This is a genomic window from Bradyrhizobium sp. th-b2, from assembly GCF_000426785.1.
GTDB classification, from domain to species: Bacteria; Pseudomonadota; Alphaproteobacteria; order Rhizobiales; family Xanthobacteraceae; genus Bradyrhizobium; species Bradyrhizobium septentrionale.
The window spans coordinates 30,198-46,114 of the sequence record NZ_KE384572.1; the positions used below are offsets into that span (position 1 = coordinate 30,198).

General features: G+C 61.1%; 16 protein-coding genes. 1 reads left to right on the forward strand and 15 read right to left on the reverse strand.

What is annotated here, in order from left to right; translation table 11 throughout:
• Window positions 1-15 precede the first annotated feature (15 nt).
• A complete protein-coding gene (locus tag K359_RS0150445; RefSeq protein WP_035978732.1) occupies window positions 16-2,268 on the forward strand; it encodes a fused MFS/spermidine synthase in 2,253 nt (750 codons plus the stop codon).
• Here K359_RS0150445 and K359_RS0150450 read toward each other — a convergent pair whose 3' ends face one another.
• From K359_RS0150450 to K359_RS0150525, 15 genes are all read right to left on the reverse strand, one after another.
• Window positions 2,269-2,805: a hypothetical protein gene (locus tag K359_RS0150450; RefSeq protein WP_035978734.1), complete on the reverse strand. Its 537-nt coding sequence runs from the start codon at window positions 2,803-2,805 to the stop codon at window positions 2,269-2,271.
• Window positions 2,806-2,942: 137 nt separating this feature from the next.
• Window positions 2,943-3,443, reverse strand: coding sequence for a tetratricopeptide repeat protein (locus K359_RS56940; RefSeq protein WP_245284997.1), 501 nt, complete (start codon window positions 3,441-3,443; stop codon window positions 2,943-2,945).
• Between the two features lie 196 nt (window positions 3,444-3,639).
• The gene (locus K359_RS0150460) at window positions 3,640-4,041 is read right to left on the reverse strand and encodes a hypothetical protein (RefSeq protein ID WP_029085658.1); all 402 of its coding nucleotides are present in this window, start codon (window positions 4,039-4,041) and stop codon (window positions 3,640-3,642) included.
• Between the two features lie 12 nt (window positions 4,042-4,053).
• Window positions 4,054-5,733, reverse strand: a complete 1,680-nt coding sequence (locus K359_RS0150465) for a type II and III secretion system protein family protein (RefSeq protein ID WP_029085659.1) — start codon at window positions 5,731-5,733, stop codon at window positions 4,054-4,056.
• 457 nt (window positions 5,734-6,190) lie between these two features.
• Window positions 6,191-6,613: a TadE/TadG family type IV pilus assembly protein gene (locus K359_RS0150470; protein WP_245284998.1), complete on the reverse strand. Its 423-nt coding sequence runs from the start codon at window positions 6,611-6,613 to the stop codon at window positions 6,191-6,193.
• The gene (locus tag K359_RS0150475; protein ID WP_029085661.1) at window positions 6,613-7,935 is read right to left on the reverse strand and encodes a pilus assembly protein TadG-related protein; all 1,323 of its coding nucleotides are present in this window, start codon (window positions 7,933-7,935) and stop codon (window positions 6,613-6,615) included. The genes K359_RS0150470 and K359_RS0150475 overlap by 1 nt, the downstream gene beginning before the upstream one ends.
• A 7-nt stretch (window positions 7,936-7,942) precedes the next feature.
• On the reverse strand, window positions 7,943-8,395 hold the full coding sequence (locus K359_RS0150480) for a hypothetical protein (RefSeq protein ID WP_029085662.1): 453 nt from the start codon (window positions 8,393-8,395) through the stop codon (window positions 7,943-7,945).
• A gap of 84 nt (window positions 8,396-8,479) precedes the next feature.
• Window positions 8,480-9,376 (reverse strand): type II secretion system F family protein, encoded by an 897-nt coding sequence (locus tag K359_RS0150485; protein WP_029085663.1) that lies wholly within the window; start codon window positions 9,374-9,376, stop codon window positions 8,480-8,482.
• Window positions 9,373-10,305: a type II secretion system F family protein gene (locus tag K359_RS0150490; protein ID WP_029085664.1), complete on the reverse strand. Its 933-nt coding sequence runs from the start codon at window positions 10,303-10,305 to the stop codon at window positions 9,373-9,375. The genes K359_RS0150485 and K359_RS0150490 overlap by 4 nt, the downstream gene beginning before the upstream one ends.
• Window positions 10,302-11,741: a CpaF family protein gene (locus K359_RS0150495; protein WP_029085665.1), complete on the reverse strand. Its 1,440-nt coding sequence runs from the start codon at window positions 11,739-11,741 to the stop codon at window positions 10,302-10,304. Before K359_RS0150495 ends, K359_RS0150490 begins: the two co-directional genes overlap by 4 nt.
• Complete coding sequence (locus K359_RS0150500) at window positions 11,738-12,934, reverse strand: AAA family ATPase (RefSeq protein ID WP_224741695.1); 1,197 nt, start codon at window positions 12,932-12,934, stop codon at window positions 11,738-11,740. Before K359_RS0150500 ends, K359_RS0150495 begins: the two co-directional genes overlap by 4 nt.
• Entirely contained in the window at window positions 12,931-13,914 is a 984-nt protein-coding gene (cpaB, locus tag K359_RS0150505) for a Flp pilus assembly protein CpaB (protein ID WP_029085667.1), read from the reverse strand. The genes K359_RS0150500 and cpaB overlap by 4 nt, the downstream gene beginning before the upstream one ends.
• Before the next feature lies 1 nt (window position 13,915).
• Window positions 13,916-14,422, reverse strand: coding sequence for a prepilin peptidase (locus tag K359_RS0150510; protein WP_035978755.1), 507 nt, complete (start codon window positions 14,420-14,422; stop codon window positions 13,916-13,918).
• 436 nt (window positions 14,423-14,858) lie between these two features.
• The gene (locus tag K359_RS0150520; RefSeq protein WP_029085670.1) at window positions 14,859-15,059 is read right to left on the reverse strand and encodes a Flp family type IVb pilin; all 201 of its coding nucleotides are present in this window, start codon (window positions 15,057-15,059) and stop codon (window positions 14,859-14,861) included.
• Between the two features lie 600 nt (window positions 15,060-15,659).
• Window positions 15,660-15,917: transposase domain-containing protein (locus tag K359_RS0150525; RefSeq protein WP_029085671.1), on the reverse strand; the 258-nt coding region annotated here is incomplete at its 5' end.

A 15,917-nucleotide genomic window follows, 5' to 3' on the forward strand; every position in this document is an offset into this window, starting at 1 on the left:
CAAGTCAAAAACTCCATGCATTTCGATGACCAGGTCAATCTTCGAGCGATATCAGCGCGGACCGTGCGTTTCGCGCCCCTGATATATCCCGCGACGCTCTTCCTCTCGGCGCTGTTGCTGTTCGCGATCCAGCCGATGTTCGCGAAGATGGTGCTGCCGCGGCTCGGCGGTGCGGCCGCGATCTGGTCGGTCGCAATGGTCTTCTTCCAGTCGGCACTGTTACTGGGCTACGCCTATGCGCACCTGCTCGGCCGCATGCTGTCGCCGGGTCTCTCGGCCCTCGTCCATCTTGGCTTGCTGGCAATTGCCGCCACGACGTTGCCGATCCGCATTGCTCACGGCTTCGAAGCCCCGCCGCAAGGAGGGCTCGAACTCTGGCTGCTGAGCTTGTTCGCCGCATCGATCGGCCTGCCGTTCGTCGCGCTCGCCGCGACCGCCCCCTTGCTGCAGAACTGGTTCGCAGCGAGCGGCCATCCCCACGCGGCAAACCCCTATTTGCTGTATGCGGCGTCCAATCTGGGGTCGTTCGCAGCCCTCATGACCTATCCCTTCATCGTCGAGCCGCTGTCCACGCTGCTCACGCAGATTCAGCTGTGGTCGGCCGGCTATTTCCTCTTGGTCCTGCTGATTGCGATGGCGGCGATGATGGTCGCTCGCGCAGACAAGCCTTCGCTCAGTGAGGTAGCCTCGGACACAACCACCGTTTCCAAAATCGTTGAACGCGCAATGTGGACGGTGCTCGCCGCGATTCCGGCGGGCCTCGTGGTCGCGGTCACGGCGGCGATCTCGGTCGATCTCGCAGCAGCGCCATTCCTCTGGGTTCTACCGCTGTCGCTCTACCTCCTGACCTTCGTGGCGATCTTCCGCGACCGTCCCTGGGTGACGCATGAGCGCGTATTGCACCTGGTGCCGTTCGCCGCAGTCGCTGTGATCGCCACCGCGTCGACGGTGGCCCGGCCGTATTTGGGAGCCTTGCTGGTGATGCATCTGGCGGGCTTCTTCGTGATAGCGCTGGCTTGCCATGGCGAACTCTATCGCCGCCGGCCGGCGCCGGTGCGGCTGACGGAATTCTATCTGTGGACCTCGTTCGGCGGCGTGATCGGCGGAATCTTCGCCGGACTTATTGCGCCGCATACGTTCAGCGGCGTCGCCGAATATCCCATCCTTGTGCTGGCGGCGCTGCTGGCAATGCCCGGCGCGTTTGACGGCGGGACGGGACGATTCCTGCGATGGAGCGGCCCCGGCCTCGTATTGGCAGCGGCGGCAGCCGCCATCATATGGCTCCGCCTTCGCATTCCCGCCGACGCCGTGCTGCCGATCCAGATCGCGCTCATTTTCCTCGCTTGCGCCATGCTGCTGCTGCGGCGACAACCTGCCCTGTTCTTCGGCCTTGCCGTGCTCGCTTTCGTGATCGCCAAGCTCGATCCGCTGTTGTCGCCGATCGTGCAGGTCCGCAGTTTCTTCGGCGTGCATCGCGTCGTCGAGGACCCCACCGGGGAAGTCCGTCTCCTGATGCACGGAACGACCGCGCATGGCGCCGAACGCGTCCGCAACAAGGATGGGACGCCGGTCCGCGGCCGCCCCGAGCCGACGACGTATTACTACTTCGGTGGACCGATCGGCGACGCCATCGCAGCGGCCCGCGCCCCCCAGGGACGGCTCGCGCGCGTGGCCGCCGTTGGGCTCGGCACCGGCAGTCTCGCTTGTCATCGGCTGGACGGCGAAGCGTGGACGTTTTTCGAGATCGATCCGAACGTGGCCCGCATCGCGCGCGACCCGACGCTGTTCCGCTTCTTGTCGGAATGCGGGCCGGACATGCGCATCGTGCTCGGAGATGCGCGGCTGACGTTGGCAGCATCAGCGGAGCGTTACGACCTCATCGTGCTCGACGCGTTCTCCTCCGATGCAATCCCCGTGCACCTGCTCACCCGCGAGGCGTTCGCCGGCTATCTGTCGCACCTGACCGAGCATGGCGTCATCGTGTTGCACATCTCGAACCAGCATATGTCACTGTGGGGCCCGGCAGCCGCGGTCGGCGGTGCGGAAGGCCTCGTCGCCTTCGGCAAGGATCAGACTCCACCTGACACGACCGACGACTATCTACGGACGCGTGCGCAGGTGGTGGTGTTTGCCAGGGACGAGCAGGATCTCGGCGGTTTGCCGGCGCAGCCAGGATGGAAGCGCCTGGATCCCAACGCGCGCACAGCCTGGACCGATGACTATGCCGACATCCTCGGCGCGGTTCTCGACCGGAAATTCAGGCACTGATCAGGCGTGTGTCGACACAATCGTCCGGCGGGGTCGCAGCCACCTGCCCAGGGCGCCAATTTCATTCCCCACGGCCTGGAAATAAAGCAGATGCGTCGTCGCAAAGGACAGAAGGCAGGCCCCAAGAATTGTCGCCATGACGTACAGGCCGGCCCCGGTCGGCACCGCGATCGGCCCAAGCGATGCTTGCGCCGTGGTGGGCGCGCCAGCCTGCCAGGCGTAGAGCAGAAAGCCCGCATAGCCTGCGCTCAAGTGCGTTGCGATCGTGAACGCGGGCCTGGCCTTGGCGACGAGCCCGAGGCAGGCCAGCAGGAACAGCGGCAGCGCAACGCCGAAAAGCTGAAACCCGTCAATCCCAACGATATCGCCAAGCAATGCATGGCTGCGTTGGAAGATGCCAAAGACCCGGAGATTGAGGAACCAGAGCAGTTCGGAGCTCGGCACATACTGCAAGGCCAGCGCAGCCAGTTCGGCACTGAGCGTGGCGGCGAACAGCACGCATGGACCAAGGAATTGCAATTTGAAAAGGCGATTCATGAAACAAGCCATACGTAAAAAAACGTCTGGCTTGTCTTAGTTCCAAAGGATTTAACTTGTCTTAACGGGCCCCTGCACCGGACCGGCCAAGCACGAAAACATCATCAAGATCAAGCTACTGCGGCAAGGTTCTCAACTTATGGCTGATTGTTCGGCGGCCGTTCGATGAACTTGCGGCTGCCGTTGAGAAGCTCGAGATTGTTGGCGATGACAGGGTTGCCCGGATCTAGCGAATACGCCTTTTCGAACTTCTTCCGCGCGCCGCTCAGATTGCCGCGCAGCATGTAGGAATATCCCTGATCGTTGAGGATCTGGATGGTCTCGCCTCCCAACCGGATCGCCTGCGCATAGGCCTGATCGGCAAGATCGAACCTGCGTATCCGGTCGTAGCTTGCCGCGAGCCCGACCCAGGCGGTCACGTCCTTCGGCGCCTTCTCGACGGCGTCCTTGAAATAGCGCTGGGCGATTCCATAGTTGCCGCGGTTGTAATGCTCCAGCCCCAGCCGCACCGGCTCGTCGGAGGGATAGTATTTGACGTCCGTCGGCTCCTGCACAGGGTCGCCGCCCGGCGGATCCACCGGCGCCACGATCGCGGCCTCCCGCGTCGTGTAGTCGCAGGCCCCAAGGCCGGTCGCCATGCAGCAACAGATCAGCGCTGGACCAAGACGATGCAATCCTCGCCCCGTTCCCCACTTCCAGCGCATCTCTTGCACCTTTCGAAAGATCATCGCGAAACTACCTACAAAAACAGACGACACGACCGAAACACCGAGATCAGCGCCAGGAGCTCTCTTAACGGCAAATGCTCAGGAGGCTGAGACCCTCAGCTCACCACTACCTGCCGCCTCCCCCCACACCGACGGCCACCGATCCTCCGGTCCCCGCTCCCAATCCGGTTGTGTTGACGTTCTGAATTGTGGTGACGGGCGGCGCCTGGCCCATCGCCCTTGTCGGCTCGCCCATGTCGGGAAGCTGATCCAGCGGGCGTTGCTGATTGCCATAGCGCGTTATCGCACCACCCGTACGCCGCGCGTCGTACGCGATCCTGCGATCGCCGACATTTGCCGGCCATGGGTGGATCGTGTGGGTGGCGGCGTTGACTTCCTTGGCGTTGCCGGCGCTCATCGTGATGGTGTCGGAACGCTGGACGTAGCGGTCCATCTCGTCATGCCCGTAAACACCGTAGCAGCCGCCTAGCAGGAAGGGAGCGAGCAAAGCCAGATATCTGATCGTCATCTCTCGCCTCCTCTAGTTCAGTGTTTTCACAACCGGCTGGTTCGCACCAACGGCCGGTGGCGGAGCGCGTACGACCGCATCGGGCGCGATGATGTGGCCATAGGGTCCCTTCACCTCGCCGCCGGAATTGACGTAGTCGTCATAACGCTTGCGGACTTCCATCTGGCCATTGAGGAAGAAATCGACGTCGTTGGCCGGCAGCCGCGAGTCGAGCGGTGACGCTAGTTGCTGGCCGGGCGCCGCCGGCGCCACCAGCCGCGGCGTCACGATGATGACGAGATCGGTTTCTTCCTGCTGATAGGATTTGCTGCTGAACAAGCTTCCAATCACGGGCACCGAGCCGATCCAAGGCAGTTGCGAGACGTCCTGCCGGTTGCGGGTCTGCAGCAGGCCGGCGATGGCAAAGCTCTGGCCGTCGCGCAATTCGACCGTGGTGCGCGCGTCGCGGCGGCTCAAGGATGGTACCGTTGTCCCCTGGATCGATATCGCATTGGCGAAATCAAGCTCGCTGACCGAGGGCTCGACCCGGAGGTTGATCACGCCGCGCGAGAGCACGGTGGGCACGAAGGCCAGTTCGACGCCGAACTTCTTGTATTCGATCGTCACCGTGGGGAAGCCACTGGTCGTGTTGCTCGGAATCGGCACCGGAAACTCGCCGCCGGCGAGGAAGCGCGCTGCATCACCGGACAGCGTGGTCAAATTCGGCTCCGCCAGCCGGCGAGCCAGTCCCTTGGTTTCCAGCGCAGTAATCAGCAGGTCCACCGAACTGCCGTTGCCGGTCCTCAAGATGCTGGTCAGCAGGCTTCCGAACGGCGCAGGAGCTACGCCGCCGGCGGTGCCAATAAGCGTATTAAGCGTTCCAAGCACAGGAAGGCTGCCAGCAGGATTGGCACCAACAGGAGTGCTGCTGGTACTAAGGGCGCCGCTGACACCACTGGTGGGTACAGTATTGAGACTATTGATGCCGCCGATAGGTGTCCGTCCGACGGCCGTAGTTCCACCGAGGCCACTATTAGCAATGTTGGTGCCGTTGGCGTTGGCCGCCATAAGGTTCACGCCGAGGTCACGGCCCGCCGTCCGGGCGACCTCGAGGAAGCGCACCTCGAGCATCACTTGCTGCGGCGCCGCAACGCTCATGGCATTGACGACGATGCCGCCCTCGGGAACGCTGCCCTTGGCAATCGTCAGCGCCCGCTCCGCGGCGACCGCATCGGCGGCCATTCCGCTCAGCACCACCTGGCCTTCGGATGCAGACACGCGAATCCCGCGCGTACCGGTGCCGGACGCAATGTTCTGCTGCAGGTTGCCGATGTCGAGCGTGACTTCGACATCGAGAATGCCGATCTGCTTCATCGAGCTGTCGAACAGGATGACGTTGGTGGTGCCGGTCTTCTTGCCCTGAACATAGATGAGGTGGTCGCTGAGCGACTTCACGTCGACGACATCAGGCGAGCCGGCAACGATCGTCGAAAACGCCGTATCGACCCTGAAGGTTCGTGACTTGTTGATGGTCACCTTGACGCGCTGGACGTCGTTCATCTCGCTGACGAACACGCCGCTGGAAGAACCCCGACGCTCTGCCGCCCTCGCGCGATCAGCGGAAGGGAAAAAGGCAAGCGCAGCGCCCATAGCCACTAGGCTCACGGCGAAGAGACCACGTTCCGCGCTACCCCACACGCGACCGCCACTCATTTCGATTCCCCTCCGCCGCTGACATCGCGGCCATCCCGTAAATCTACGGCCCCCGGCGTTCTGGCGACTCTCCCTCGCACACCACGCCACAGAGCTTACAATGCGTCCGACTACAAATAGTTACTTGCAAATTCCCAATCCTGGCGCGCTGGGCAAGGAGCCCCACCCAGCCCGAGACCCCGCCTCGGGGCACCCGCCAGCCGCAAAAACGCGGTCTGGAGATCATCCCCCGCCGCACGCTTCGATTGCAAGGAAAGACCTTCGGGAAGATGTGGCAGTGCCGGAGAAAACTCCTCGATGTTGCCAGCGGGCACCACTTTTGGAGCCTACCGACCGACAGCGCAGCCGGATTGCCGATATTGTCAGCCACAATCAGATCAAGTCCGAGCCGGGGCTGGCTCGGTCCGGGCTTCCGTGATTCTTGCTTCAACCTGCTTCCGCAGAGCAGAAAGCTCTCTCAGCCTGGCAACGGAATTTGCGTGGAGACACTCGGGCTATTGAATGTCGAGCCCCATAGCGTTGGCCACAGCATGGTGAAACCTTGGAGCGATGCCGTAACCGTAACTGCCGTGCCTCCCGTCACCGTACTCACCGTAGGCGTGAGGCCGCCGGCATACAGGAATGGGACAAGTGCTCTTTTCTGCGCGTCAGTCGTGTAGTCGCCGCTGCAGGCGACAGTCGTCGTTACCTTGAGTGCGGCGCTTGTGTAGCAGTCATTGATCATGGCGGCCCGCGCACCAGCGCCCGCGAGCGACCGCAACGATTGCATAGTGATTACGTAACGCCCCAGATCGAAGATTGCGAAGATCAACGTGAAAATCGCCGCGGCGACGATGCAAAACTCGAACGCTGCGACGCCGCGCTGATCGAGCTTGCTCATCACTGCACCAAACGCACGGTTTGGACATTCGGCGTAGCTGCCCCATCTGACGAACATTTGGAGTTGTCCAGTTTCGTATTGCCTTGGAAGTTCACAGCGTAGGCTATGATCTGGTAGCAGCCGGTAGCGGGGGCACTCGCCGAACTGTTGCCTCCGTACGTGATCGGAGAATTTGGGACATACACCGTGCCATTGAAATAGCTGCTGGAGTTGCCACTAATGTTGACGTTGCCCGTGGTCTCATCATCATAGATGAGGAGATCTTTCATCAGAGCCTTCGCCGATGCTGACAATGCGGACGGGCCCGTCGGTGCCTTCATCGCCATCAGCTGGATCGTCGGGTTTCCGGTGATCCTGAGCGATCCTCCTGAGAAAAATATCAAGGTAGCCGTCCCCGTTATCGTCGGGCTGCCGTTGATTGTGACGCGTCCCGTAATATAGTACGTACCGTTCAACGCGGAAGGCAACGACACGTTGGCGGTGTTGACACACTGGCCGGCTTCATAAGATATCGCCGTCGAACCGATGCACGCCCTGTTCGGAAAATCGTTCGGCACCTTCAACGCTCCGATCGCGGCGCTCAATCCACTGAGTGGATCAGGGATCGGTTGCTGATAGGTTTGCACGCCCGTGCACTGGCTTCCCCCCGTCTGGGAGCAACCGCCGACCGTGAAGCTCGGCGCATTCACCTGGATGCCGGAATTGCCCTTGAAGCCGATTGCATTATCGGCCGTACTGTTCGACGAAATGCCGCACGTTGGCGACGAAACAGTAGGGCTCCCCTGGAACGTAATAGGGTCTTTCAGTGCCAACACACAAGGAGGTTTCGACAAACTAGCAATACTGGCGACCGCCGTCGCGCGCACGTTGATCGTCGAGAAACCAAGCAACTTGGCGAGGTATGCCGGCTGCTGCTGACCAACGGTGGCCTGGACGAATTTGCCCGCGTTCCCGTTCCACGAAGCGAGCGAAGCGACCTGCACGCTCTGCGAGATTCCGCTCGGAAGGCTCGTCTGACATTTGGAGCCAGGGTAGGACGTGTCGCCCGAATTGCAGAACGCGTTCTGAGCTGCACCCTGCCTGCCGCGGTAATCGAATGGCTGTGAATTGTTGCACATTACGCCAGGCTGCGGAGCGCTGTCGCACGCCACCCGCAAGGCGCCCGCATAGGCGGCCGCATCAGCCGCCCCCTGGACGCGTTGCTTGGTGACGTACCAGGACCCGGCCTCACCACCGAGTGCCATAAATCCGACCACCGGCACCAGGGCAACGACGGTCGCGAACGCAACGGATCCTCGACGGCAACGGAGCATGTTACGCATAGGACACCTATTGAAATCGCTCTGAGTAAGATAGCGTGAACGAACAGGGATTGGCATTGGTGCTGTTGCACAACAGCGACTTCAACACTATCGGCGCGAACGTCACCGTTGTGGTGTAGACATAATACTTCGGCTGGGAGGGATCAGAGTTAGCTGAACTGCAGACAGCATTGCTCTCGCCGCAAATGAGCTGAATGCTCGGAATCGGATAACGAGTGTCTGCCTTGACCAGCGCAGCCGCCGCCCAACTGGACGCGCTCGTGACGTCCGGTGGGGGGGAATAAAGGATGGATTGCCCGAAGTTACGCAACGCCTGCCACGCAGATATGTAGCGGAAGCCGGCGACCGAAATGTCGGCAAGCGGCAGCATCACGATAAACATCAGGAAAAGCCAGACGGCCGGGAATTCAAACGCGACGGCCCCGCGCTGATCCGCCATGAAGGAAGCGTGGCGGCTCATGCCCCTACCTCGGAAGAGCCAACGGTTCGTCGAGACCGGCGTTTCAAAGGCAACCGCACTCCTGGCTCCGGCCCACATTTGAGTTCACCTCAACACTTTAAGGAGGTTCAGAAGCGGCCCGCCGCCGAGAATGACGAACATGGCCGGAAGCAGAAACAGCACCATCGGAACGGTCAGCTTGGCGCCCAGCTTGTGCGCTCTTTCTTCCAGCTTGGTAATACGTTCCCGGCGGAGGTCGGCAGCGATACTGCGCAGCGCCTGGCCCAACGGCGTTCCGTATTGCAGGCTCTGGCTGATCATGGTGCCGAAACGGCGAAGTCCCTCCGACCGCGATCCCAGCTTCTCGAATGCGTCGAGCCGATTTGGCAGGATCCGGAGATCGTCGAGAAGATCGGTCAGGACGCCGGCCATGGGGCGATTGGTCTGGTTGATTTCAGTCGCCACACGTTGCAGCGCGCTCTCCAACCCCATTCCCGCTTCGCTGCACACAACCAGCAAATCGATGGCATCCGGCATGCCGATCCGAATGGCAGCGTCAAAACGCCGCTTCAACACCCGCATGATCAATCGCGGACCCATGATCCCGAGCACCACGCCAACGAGCGTGAGGGTCACTACATTGGATGTATCGCTCCCCAAAAGCTGCGCTAGCAGGAAGGCAACCATCGGGAACGCGAACATGCTGAAGACTTTGACACCGATCCAGATCGACAAGGTTCGATGATGATTGAAGCCTGCCGATTGAAGGATGGTTCGCAATTCCTCGATGTTTTCCTCGGCATAGAAGCGCCGATACCGCGCGCCCAGCGATGAAAGCCAACCGACAATGTCCCGAGAGGGGGCCGACCGGTCAGGGATACCCAGCACCGCGTTCGACACCCGTGTGTCCAGGGCACGAAGGTGCATTTCGCGGATCATCAACAGGACAGTCGCAGTCGCGGCTGCGATGGCGAGGGCGACCAGGCTGAGACCTGCGGTCATAGCGCTGTATCCCTTCTGATCATCCAGCGTATCACGAAGTGTCCGATAATCACCGAGGTGACCGCGTAAGCCAGCATCTTATTTCCGGTGCTATCACGGAACAGCACATCGATCGTTTCCGGACTGAGCGAGTAAATCACCCCACCGACAATGAACGGCGCGGCTATAAGCGCGCGTGACGAAAAGATCACCTCTGCTGCCAGAGCCTTCGCGCGCGCGGCCATCGCGACACGCTGCCTCACGGTATCTCCGAGGATCTGCAGGGTTTCGGCCAAGCTGCCGCCCGACTTCAACTGCACCGCAAGCGTCACAGCGAAGATGCCATATTCCGCCACTTGCGTTCGCCGATAGATGCCTTCAATGACGTCCTCTGCGGGTCTGCCCATGTTCAATTCGCTGCACGCAATCGCAAACTGCCCGGCTGTCGGTTGCGGCATTTCGCGAGCGATGGTCCGGAATGCTTCTTGGACTGGCAGCCCGGATCGAACAGTACTCGTGACGAGCTGGACCGTGTCAGGTAGTTGCCGGAACAGCCGGTCGGTGAAACGATGTTGCTGCCATCCGAACAATCCCCGCACCACCATGAGGGCTATGAATGCAGCCACGATCGACACTTTGGTGGTTGAAAAATCCAAGGGACTGACGGCATAACAAAATGTCGCTGCTGCGACGCCCCCTGCAAGAAGCACATAGGCCGGGTGCCATGCGTAAGGGACATCGGCCCTGTAATTGACCAGGCGGTTGAGAAACTGCGAGCCCGATCCGGTCTCCGCCCGACGAATTGAGGGCAGGTTGGCCGCGTGCGAGGCGGGCAGAGCTATCGCCACCTGACGATTGATGCGGCGCTGTCGAGCGTCGAGCCACAACGACGTGCACGCCGCGCACATCAGCAGCACCAGGACAAAGACGATCACGGACAGCGGTATCATATGTGCTCCATGGCCTCGGCCCAGGCCCGCTCGAGCCCAAAATAGACAAGCCGGCTCTTGAATTTCGGCACTGCCTTGGTGGACTTGTAAGCGCCCTGGATCCTGCCGTGGACGTCTTCCTCTTTGTACTCGAACACGGCGATGTCGTTGGTGGTGATCACCTCGCCTTCCAGGCCGACCACCTCGCTGATCTGGACAATGCGGCGCTGTCCATCCCGCATGCGCTCGACCTGCACGATGATGTCCAATGCAGCGACGATCTGGGTTCTGATCGCCCGCGATGGCAGATTGACCTGTCCCATCTGCACCATGTTTTCGACGCGGGTCAGGGCGTCGCGGGTGCTGTTGGCGTGCACCGTGGAAATCGAACCGTCATGGCCGGTGTTCATCGCTTGCAGCATGTCAAATGCCTCAGCGCCGCGCACCTCGCCCACCACGATCCGGTCAGGACGCATACGCAGAGCATTCCACAGCAGATCGCGCTGGGTCACCTGCCCTGTGCCTTCGAGGCTGGGAGGCCGCGTCTCCAGGCTGATCACGTGCGGCTGTTGAAGCTGCAACTCCGCCGCATCCTCGATGGTGACAACGCGCTCGCCGTGGTCGATGAACTGGCTCATGGCGTTCAGCATCGTCGTCTTGCCGGAGCCGGTGCCGCCGGAGACCAGGACGTTGAGACGGCAGCGGGAAGCGACCTCGAGCAGTTGCCCAATGCCTGTGCTCATCGAGCCGTTCGCGATCATCCCGGCGATGTTAAGCCGCCGGCTTGGGAATTTTCGGATCGAGATGCACGGACTATGGATCGCCAGTGGCGGAAGGATGATGTTGACGCGGCTGCCATCCGGCAGGCGGCAGTCCACCATCGGGCTGGACTCGTCGACGCGCCGCCCGACCTGTGCGGCTATCTTCTGCGCCACAGCTGCGATGTGGTCGTTGTCGCGGAATCGCACCGCGATCCGCTCAAGCTTGCCGGCTCGCTCCACATAAATGTTGCTCGGTCCGTTGACCATCACATCGCTGATTGATTCATCCAGCAGGAGCGGACGGAGCGGTCCGTAGCCGGTCATGTCGTCCGCGATCTCGTCCGCCAGCAGAAGCTGCTCGCGACCCGACAGCTCGAGCCGTTCCTCGTTGGCGATGCCGTGGATGATTTCCTCGATCTGCCGCCGCAGAACGTCGCGAGGAACCGCTGCAGCCGCCGATGGCTCGATCTGCTCGATGACCCGTTCGCGTAACGATGCCGACATCACCGGATGATGATGGTGAACCGGGGGTTCGTCACGCCTCGGCGTCAAGCCTGGCGCCGATTCCGGCAAGCTTGGTATCGGCGACGGCGCGCTTGCCGTCGACAAGGTCAAGCTCGGTGGCGATTCAGGCACTGGCTTCAATGAAGGCAAACGATCCGCCGGGTCGTCTGCGCGCCTCCCGAATTTTTTCATAGCCCAAGCAGCCTCCGCAAGCGTCCCTTCCGCTGGCCACCGACACCCGTTATCTCGCGCACGACCGGGGCAAGGTAACGTCGCAATCCCCTGACGTGCTTGAGAGCCGGAATTCCGAGATTGACTGCCTGGGTCATTCCCTTGCCAAGATCGGGAATCACCATGTCCGGCTCTGCGCCCAGGGCCTTGACGATCGTTGCCCTGGGAAGGCCCCCGGGCCGATTGGCACGATTGAGCAAGGTGAAGACCCGATCCTTGCCCGCGATGTTGGTGACGGCGTTGCGGAGCGCGTGGGCGTTGCGAAGTCCGGTCACCTCGGCTTCGAGCAGCACGAGAACGTGCCGCGATAGCGTGAGTACCGGATGCATCGACGGCCCAAACGGGACCGGTATGTCGACGACAATGTAATTGAAGCGTTGACGGAGCAGACCCAGTACGTGTCGCACGCCAGCTTCGGTGATGTTGAGCTGCGCATCCAGATCCTCAGCGGCAGAAATCAGGCAAACCCGCTCGTTGACATCAATTGCCGCGCGCTCGAGGAACAACGTGTCCGCCCGCATCGGGTTTTCAAGGGCAATCCGGAGCCCTGGCCCGGGCTGAACGCCCAACATGACTGCCGTTTCACCATTCTGCAGATGAAGGTCAAGCAACGCGACCTTGGCCTTGGTGGTCTCGGCGAGTTGCAGCGCGAGATTGATGGCGATGCTGGTCGCTCCGGCGCCTCCCTGTGCCCCGCAGATCGAGATCACATGCCCGCCACGATCGGCCTGACCGGTCGGCACGTCGCCGATCAGCTTCGGGCGCAGCATGTCCAGCACCATGTCACGCGTGATCGGCTTCGGAAGATACTCCGTCACGCCGATTTCCATCAGCTCGCGGTAGAAAATGATCTCCCTGCTCTCACCGATCAGAGACACCCGGACGTCGGGTGGGCAGACGCTTGCCAACCTTTCCAGTTCGGTAAACGGATCATCGATGCCACTGATGTCGACCACCAGCGCAGACAGCTCGGTGTCGGTTTCAAGCATCCGTATGGCATTCCGGATCGTGCCACGCTTGATCGCCAGGTTGCTGCCTTCGAGGCCTTTGCGCAGAGCCGCGGCGCTCAGCTCGTCATCGACGAAACAGACGACCCGGTCGCGCGCGACGACGGATACAGCTTCAGGCGCGTTTACCATTGCCATGTTCATCATCTTTTCTCCTGCAACTTGCCGGAGTAGCCGACCGCCGCCGCCGTCGTCGTCGTAGTCTGGCGGGCAGCCTCCGGCGACCCATCGCAGCTGACGTCCGTGAGGCCGTTGTCCGGGCCTTCTCTCCTGACCGAGAACTCCTTACGCTCACCGCCGGAATGAACCACCACCGCTGTCGTGTGGCCGGCAACTGCATTCTGACGGGCGAGCTCGGGCGACACATCGCAGCTCGACATGGCGCCGCCGTCCGGCTTGTCCCATTGGTCGACAGCCGCGCGCACGGACAGCGAGAGCGTTCCGAGCTGTTTTGCGACCGTGATCTTCTTGACCTGGTCAGACCCAAGCTCCAGTGACACGGTTTGCGCCTGTTTGCCTGTCACGGCGCTGATGCCGCGCCCGCCCTGCACGATCTCCTGATCGATAGCGATGACCCGAACGTTGCGTAAAACGGTTTCGCTCAGGGCACGGCGCGCCGGATTTCCTTTCTCGAACACCTGGGTCAACAAGACATCCACGTAGTCGCCCGGCCTGATCAGGCCAGAGACACCGGACTCCTCGTCAACCTTGATGCTGATGGCACGGCTGTCCGGTGCCAGGACGCTGGCGAGAAAGCCTCGATCCTTCGGACGCAAGATGTCTTGCAACGTCACGGGGCTGCCGGCGTCGACGAACTTGCGAACCAGAGCACCGGGAAGTCCAGCCTTGGAGTCGGGCGTCTCAAGGATCGCTCCCGCCGGAACACGTTCCGGCGCGGCGGAACGCACCGCGAAGTCCTCGTCACGGGCCAATGTGCCCCTCGGCAGCGCACGCGCCGCAACGAAATAACTGACCGTCGTAGGCTGCGCAGGTGCGGCCGCCGGCGCGTTCTCCACGATTGCCGCGGGAGCCTGTTTCGGCAGGTTCATATTGTATGCGATCAGCCCGAACGCGGTGGTTGCGAGCAACAGCACTACGATGATCGAAATACGCAAAGCGGATGACATCTCAAAATCCTTTGCTCAAAATCGTCCAGATGCCACCGCAGGCTATGGCAACGCCATACGGCAGCGGTGCGTGCCGCAAATGGCGCCAGCGCTCTACCGCGTAGACCCGCCGCGCGAACGACGATCCGGCGGGAGCCAGTCTCGGATATGGCAGGTTGCGCATCACCAGATGCGCGAGGGCAAGAACGCCGCCGGCAAGCGCGGTGACGGTCAGCAACTGGACCACGCCCGCAAGCGGCAGGCCAACCGCCAGGGCAACCAGCAACTTGACGTCACCGCCGCCAATCGATCCCCGTGTGTAGATGACCAGCAGTAGCAGAAACAGGATCGCAGCGGCGATCAGCGATTGCGCAACTTGCATCGGGCTGGCCAATTGGCTGACGATCCCGAGCAACGCCAGCGCCAGACAAATCTCGTTTCGGATCAGTCGCGTCGCGACATCGATCGTTGCCACATACAGCAACAACAGGATTTCCAGACCCGAGGCTATGGGAACAATCCAACTCATCAAATACACGCCTCAAAAAATAAAATATGCACTTTTCAAAAACGGTAGCGGTTTAAAAAACGGTGGCTTCGAATGTCTCCGTCAGACGGCGATATCAAGTTCCAGCTGCGGTGACGATGGCAGAACTGATCGCAATCACCCCGCTCGTTAGCGCCGTCGCGACATCGTTGCCGGGACTGAACACAGCAATCACCACGACCACAACGCAAACCGCAAGGATGATGTATTCGAAGGACACCACACCGCGCCTGTCCCTACGGAGAGGCTTCAAAGTATCAATGATCTTTTTGCAATACCCCGACACCGGAAAAATCCTTCCTTGGCTTAAGGGGGTTCTTCAAAACGAAACGTGCGTCCAATCCGACCTGTAAAATGAAATCTGCAAAAGAGTGGGGAAAGGGGAAGGCGCAGGCCTGCCCCTTTCCAGAAGTCAAAATCAGAGGCCAGCCATCTTGGCGGAGATCTTGGTGATCCCCCCGGCCAGAGCAGACGAGATGCTGGTGTCGGTCTTGAACACGGCGATCACCACGGCGACGATGCAAGCCGCGACGATGATGTACTCGAACGACACCACGCCGTCCTTGTCGGTGCGGAGACGCTTCAATGCTTCCGTCGTCTTGATGTAAGCGTTCAACATAGGAAAAATATCCCTTTTTGAGATGAATTTACGCAATACCGTTGGCCTTCAAAATCCGGTGCCAACTGGAATTTTCTTATAATATCTCGCTAGTTCCCTGTCACCCGGTAATCGTTTGTTAACCCTACCGGCGCAGCCGCGGGCGACTCACCTGGGCAGTTTGCCATGCAAGCAATCACCGGAATCTCTTGAGATCACATGCACTTTTCCACGCTCGGTAACCTCGGGGGAGCCGGTCCCGTGCGAATACGGTGCGGAATTCCACGGGTGCGAAAGCAAGGAGAAATACTGCGACAAAAACGCCCAAAGGGCGACCGTGGGCACGCGGGCGCATGCGCAAGGCGGCAGGGCTTCCGCGCAAATTCCCCTCAACTGAGGCGCAAGCTCCCCTGGCTCGATGCCAACTTGCGGCCAAGCCGATGCTTGATCGCGTTCGATTGCCCACAATTTCAAGCAACGTCGAAACCGATTTGACGGTGGTGCCGGCGCTCGATCCGGATCGAGCGCACGCATGAAGTACGCATACGACGGAGGCCGCCTGATTGACGCATGCGCGCGGGCACGGCGAGGTCTATGATGGCATTGGGTGAAGGGTGAAGGTCAGGCGGCCTGCTGATTGGCTGGCTTGTCGGCCTGGCGCAGGAGCTTCCATTCCCAGGGCAAGAGCTCGTGCAGACGCGATGCGGGATGATCGGCGATACGGGCCAGGACGTCGGCGAGCCAGGCCTTGGGATCGACGTCGTTGAGGCGACAGGTCGTGATCATCGTCAGCATGATGGCGGCACGGTCGGCGCCGCGCTGGCTGCCGGCGAAGGTCCAGTTGCGCCTTCCCAAGGCGATGCCTCTCAATGCGCGCTC

Bases quoted from the DNA above. Each gene is read 5' to 3' on its own strand.
- K359_RS0150445 (WP_035978732.1), top strand. From the start codon at position 16: ATGCATTTCGATGACCAGGTCAATCTTCGAGCGATATCAGCGCGGACC.
- K359_RS0150475 (WP_029085661.1), bottom strand. From the start codon at position 7,935: ATGCGTAACATGCTCCGTTGCCGTCGAGGATCCGTTGCGTTCGCGACC.
- K359_RS0150460 (WP_029085658.1), bottom strand. From the start codon at position 4,041: ATGACGATCAGATATCTGGCTTTGCTCGCTCCCTTCCTGCTAGGCGGC.
- K359_RS0150520 (WP_029085670.1), bottom strand. From the start codon at position 15,059: ATGTTGAACGCTTACATCAAGACGACGGAAGCATTGAAGCGTCTCCGC.
- K359_RS56940 (WP_245284997.1), bottom strand. From the start codon at position 3,443: ATGGCGACCGGCCTTGGGGCCTGCGACTACACGACGCGGGAGGCCGCG.
- K359_RS0150465 (WP_029085659.1), bottom strand. From the start codon at position 5,733: ATGAGTGGCGGTCGCGTGTGGGGTAGCGCGGAACGTGGTCTCTTCGCC.
- K359_RS0150510 (WP_035978755.1), bottom strand. From the start codon at position 14,422: ATGAGTTGGATTGTTCCCATAGCCTCGGGTCTGGAAATCCTGTTGTTG.
- K359_RS0150470 (WP_245284998.1), bottom strand. From the start codon at position 6,613: ATGAGCAAGCTCGATCAGCGCGGCGTCGCAGCGTTCGAGTTTTGCATC.
- K359_RS0150450 (WP_035978734.1), bottom strand. From the start codon at position 2,805: ATGAATCGCCTTTTCAAATTGCAATTCCTTGGTCCATGCGTGCTGTTC.
- K359_RS0150500 (WP_224741695.1), bottom strand. From the start codon at position 12,934: ATGATGAACATGGCAATGGTAAACGCGCCTGAAGCTGTATCCGTCGTC.
- K359_RS0150480 (WP_029085662.1), bottom strand. From the start codon at position 8,395: ATGAGCCGCCACGCTTCCTTCATGGCGGATCAGCGCGGGGCCGTCGCG.
- K359_RS0150490 (WP_029085664.1), bottom strand. From the start codon at position 10,305: ATGATACCGCTGTCCGTGATCGTCTTTGTCCTGGTGCTGCTGATGTGC.
- K359_RS0150485 (WP_029085663.1), bottom strand. From the start codon at position 9,376: ATGACCGCAGGTCTCAGCCTGGTCGCCCTCGCCATCGCAGCCGCGACT.
- cpaB (WP_029085667.1), bottom strand. From the start codon at position 13,914: ATGTCATCCGCTTTGCGTATTTCGATCATCGTAGTGCTGTTGCTCGCA.
- K359_RS0150495 (WP_029085665.1), bottom strand. From the start codon at position 11,741: ATGAAAAAATTCGGGAGGCGCGCAGACGACCCGGCGGATCGTTTGCCT.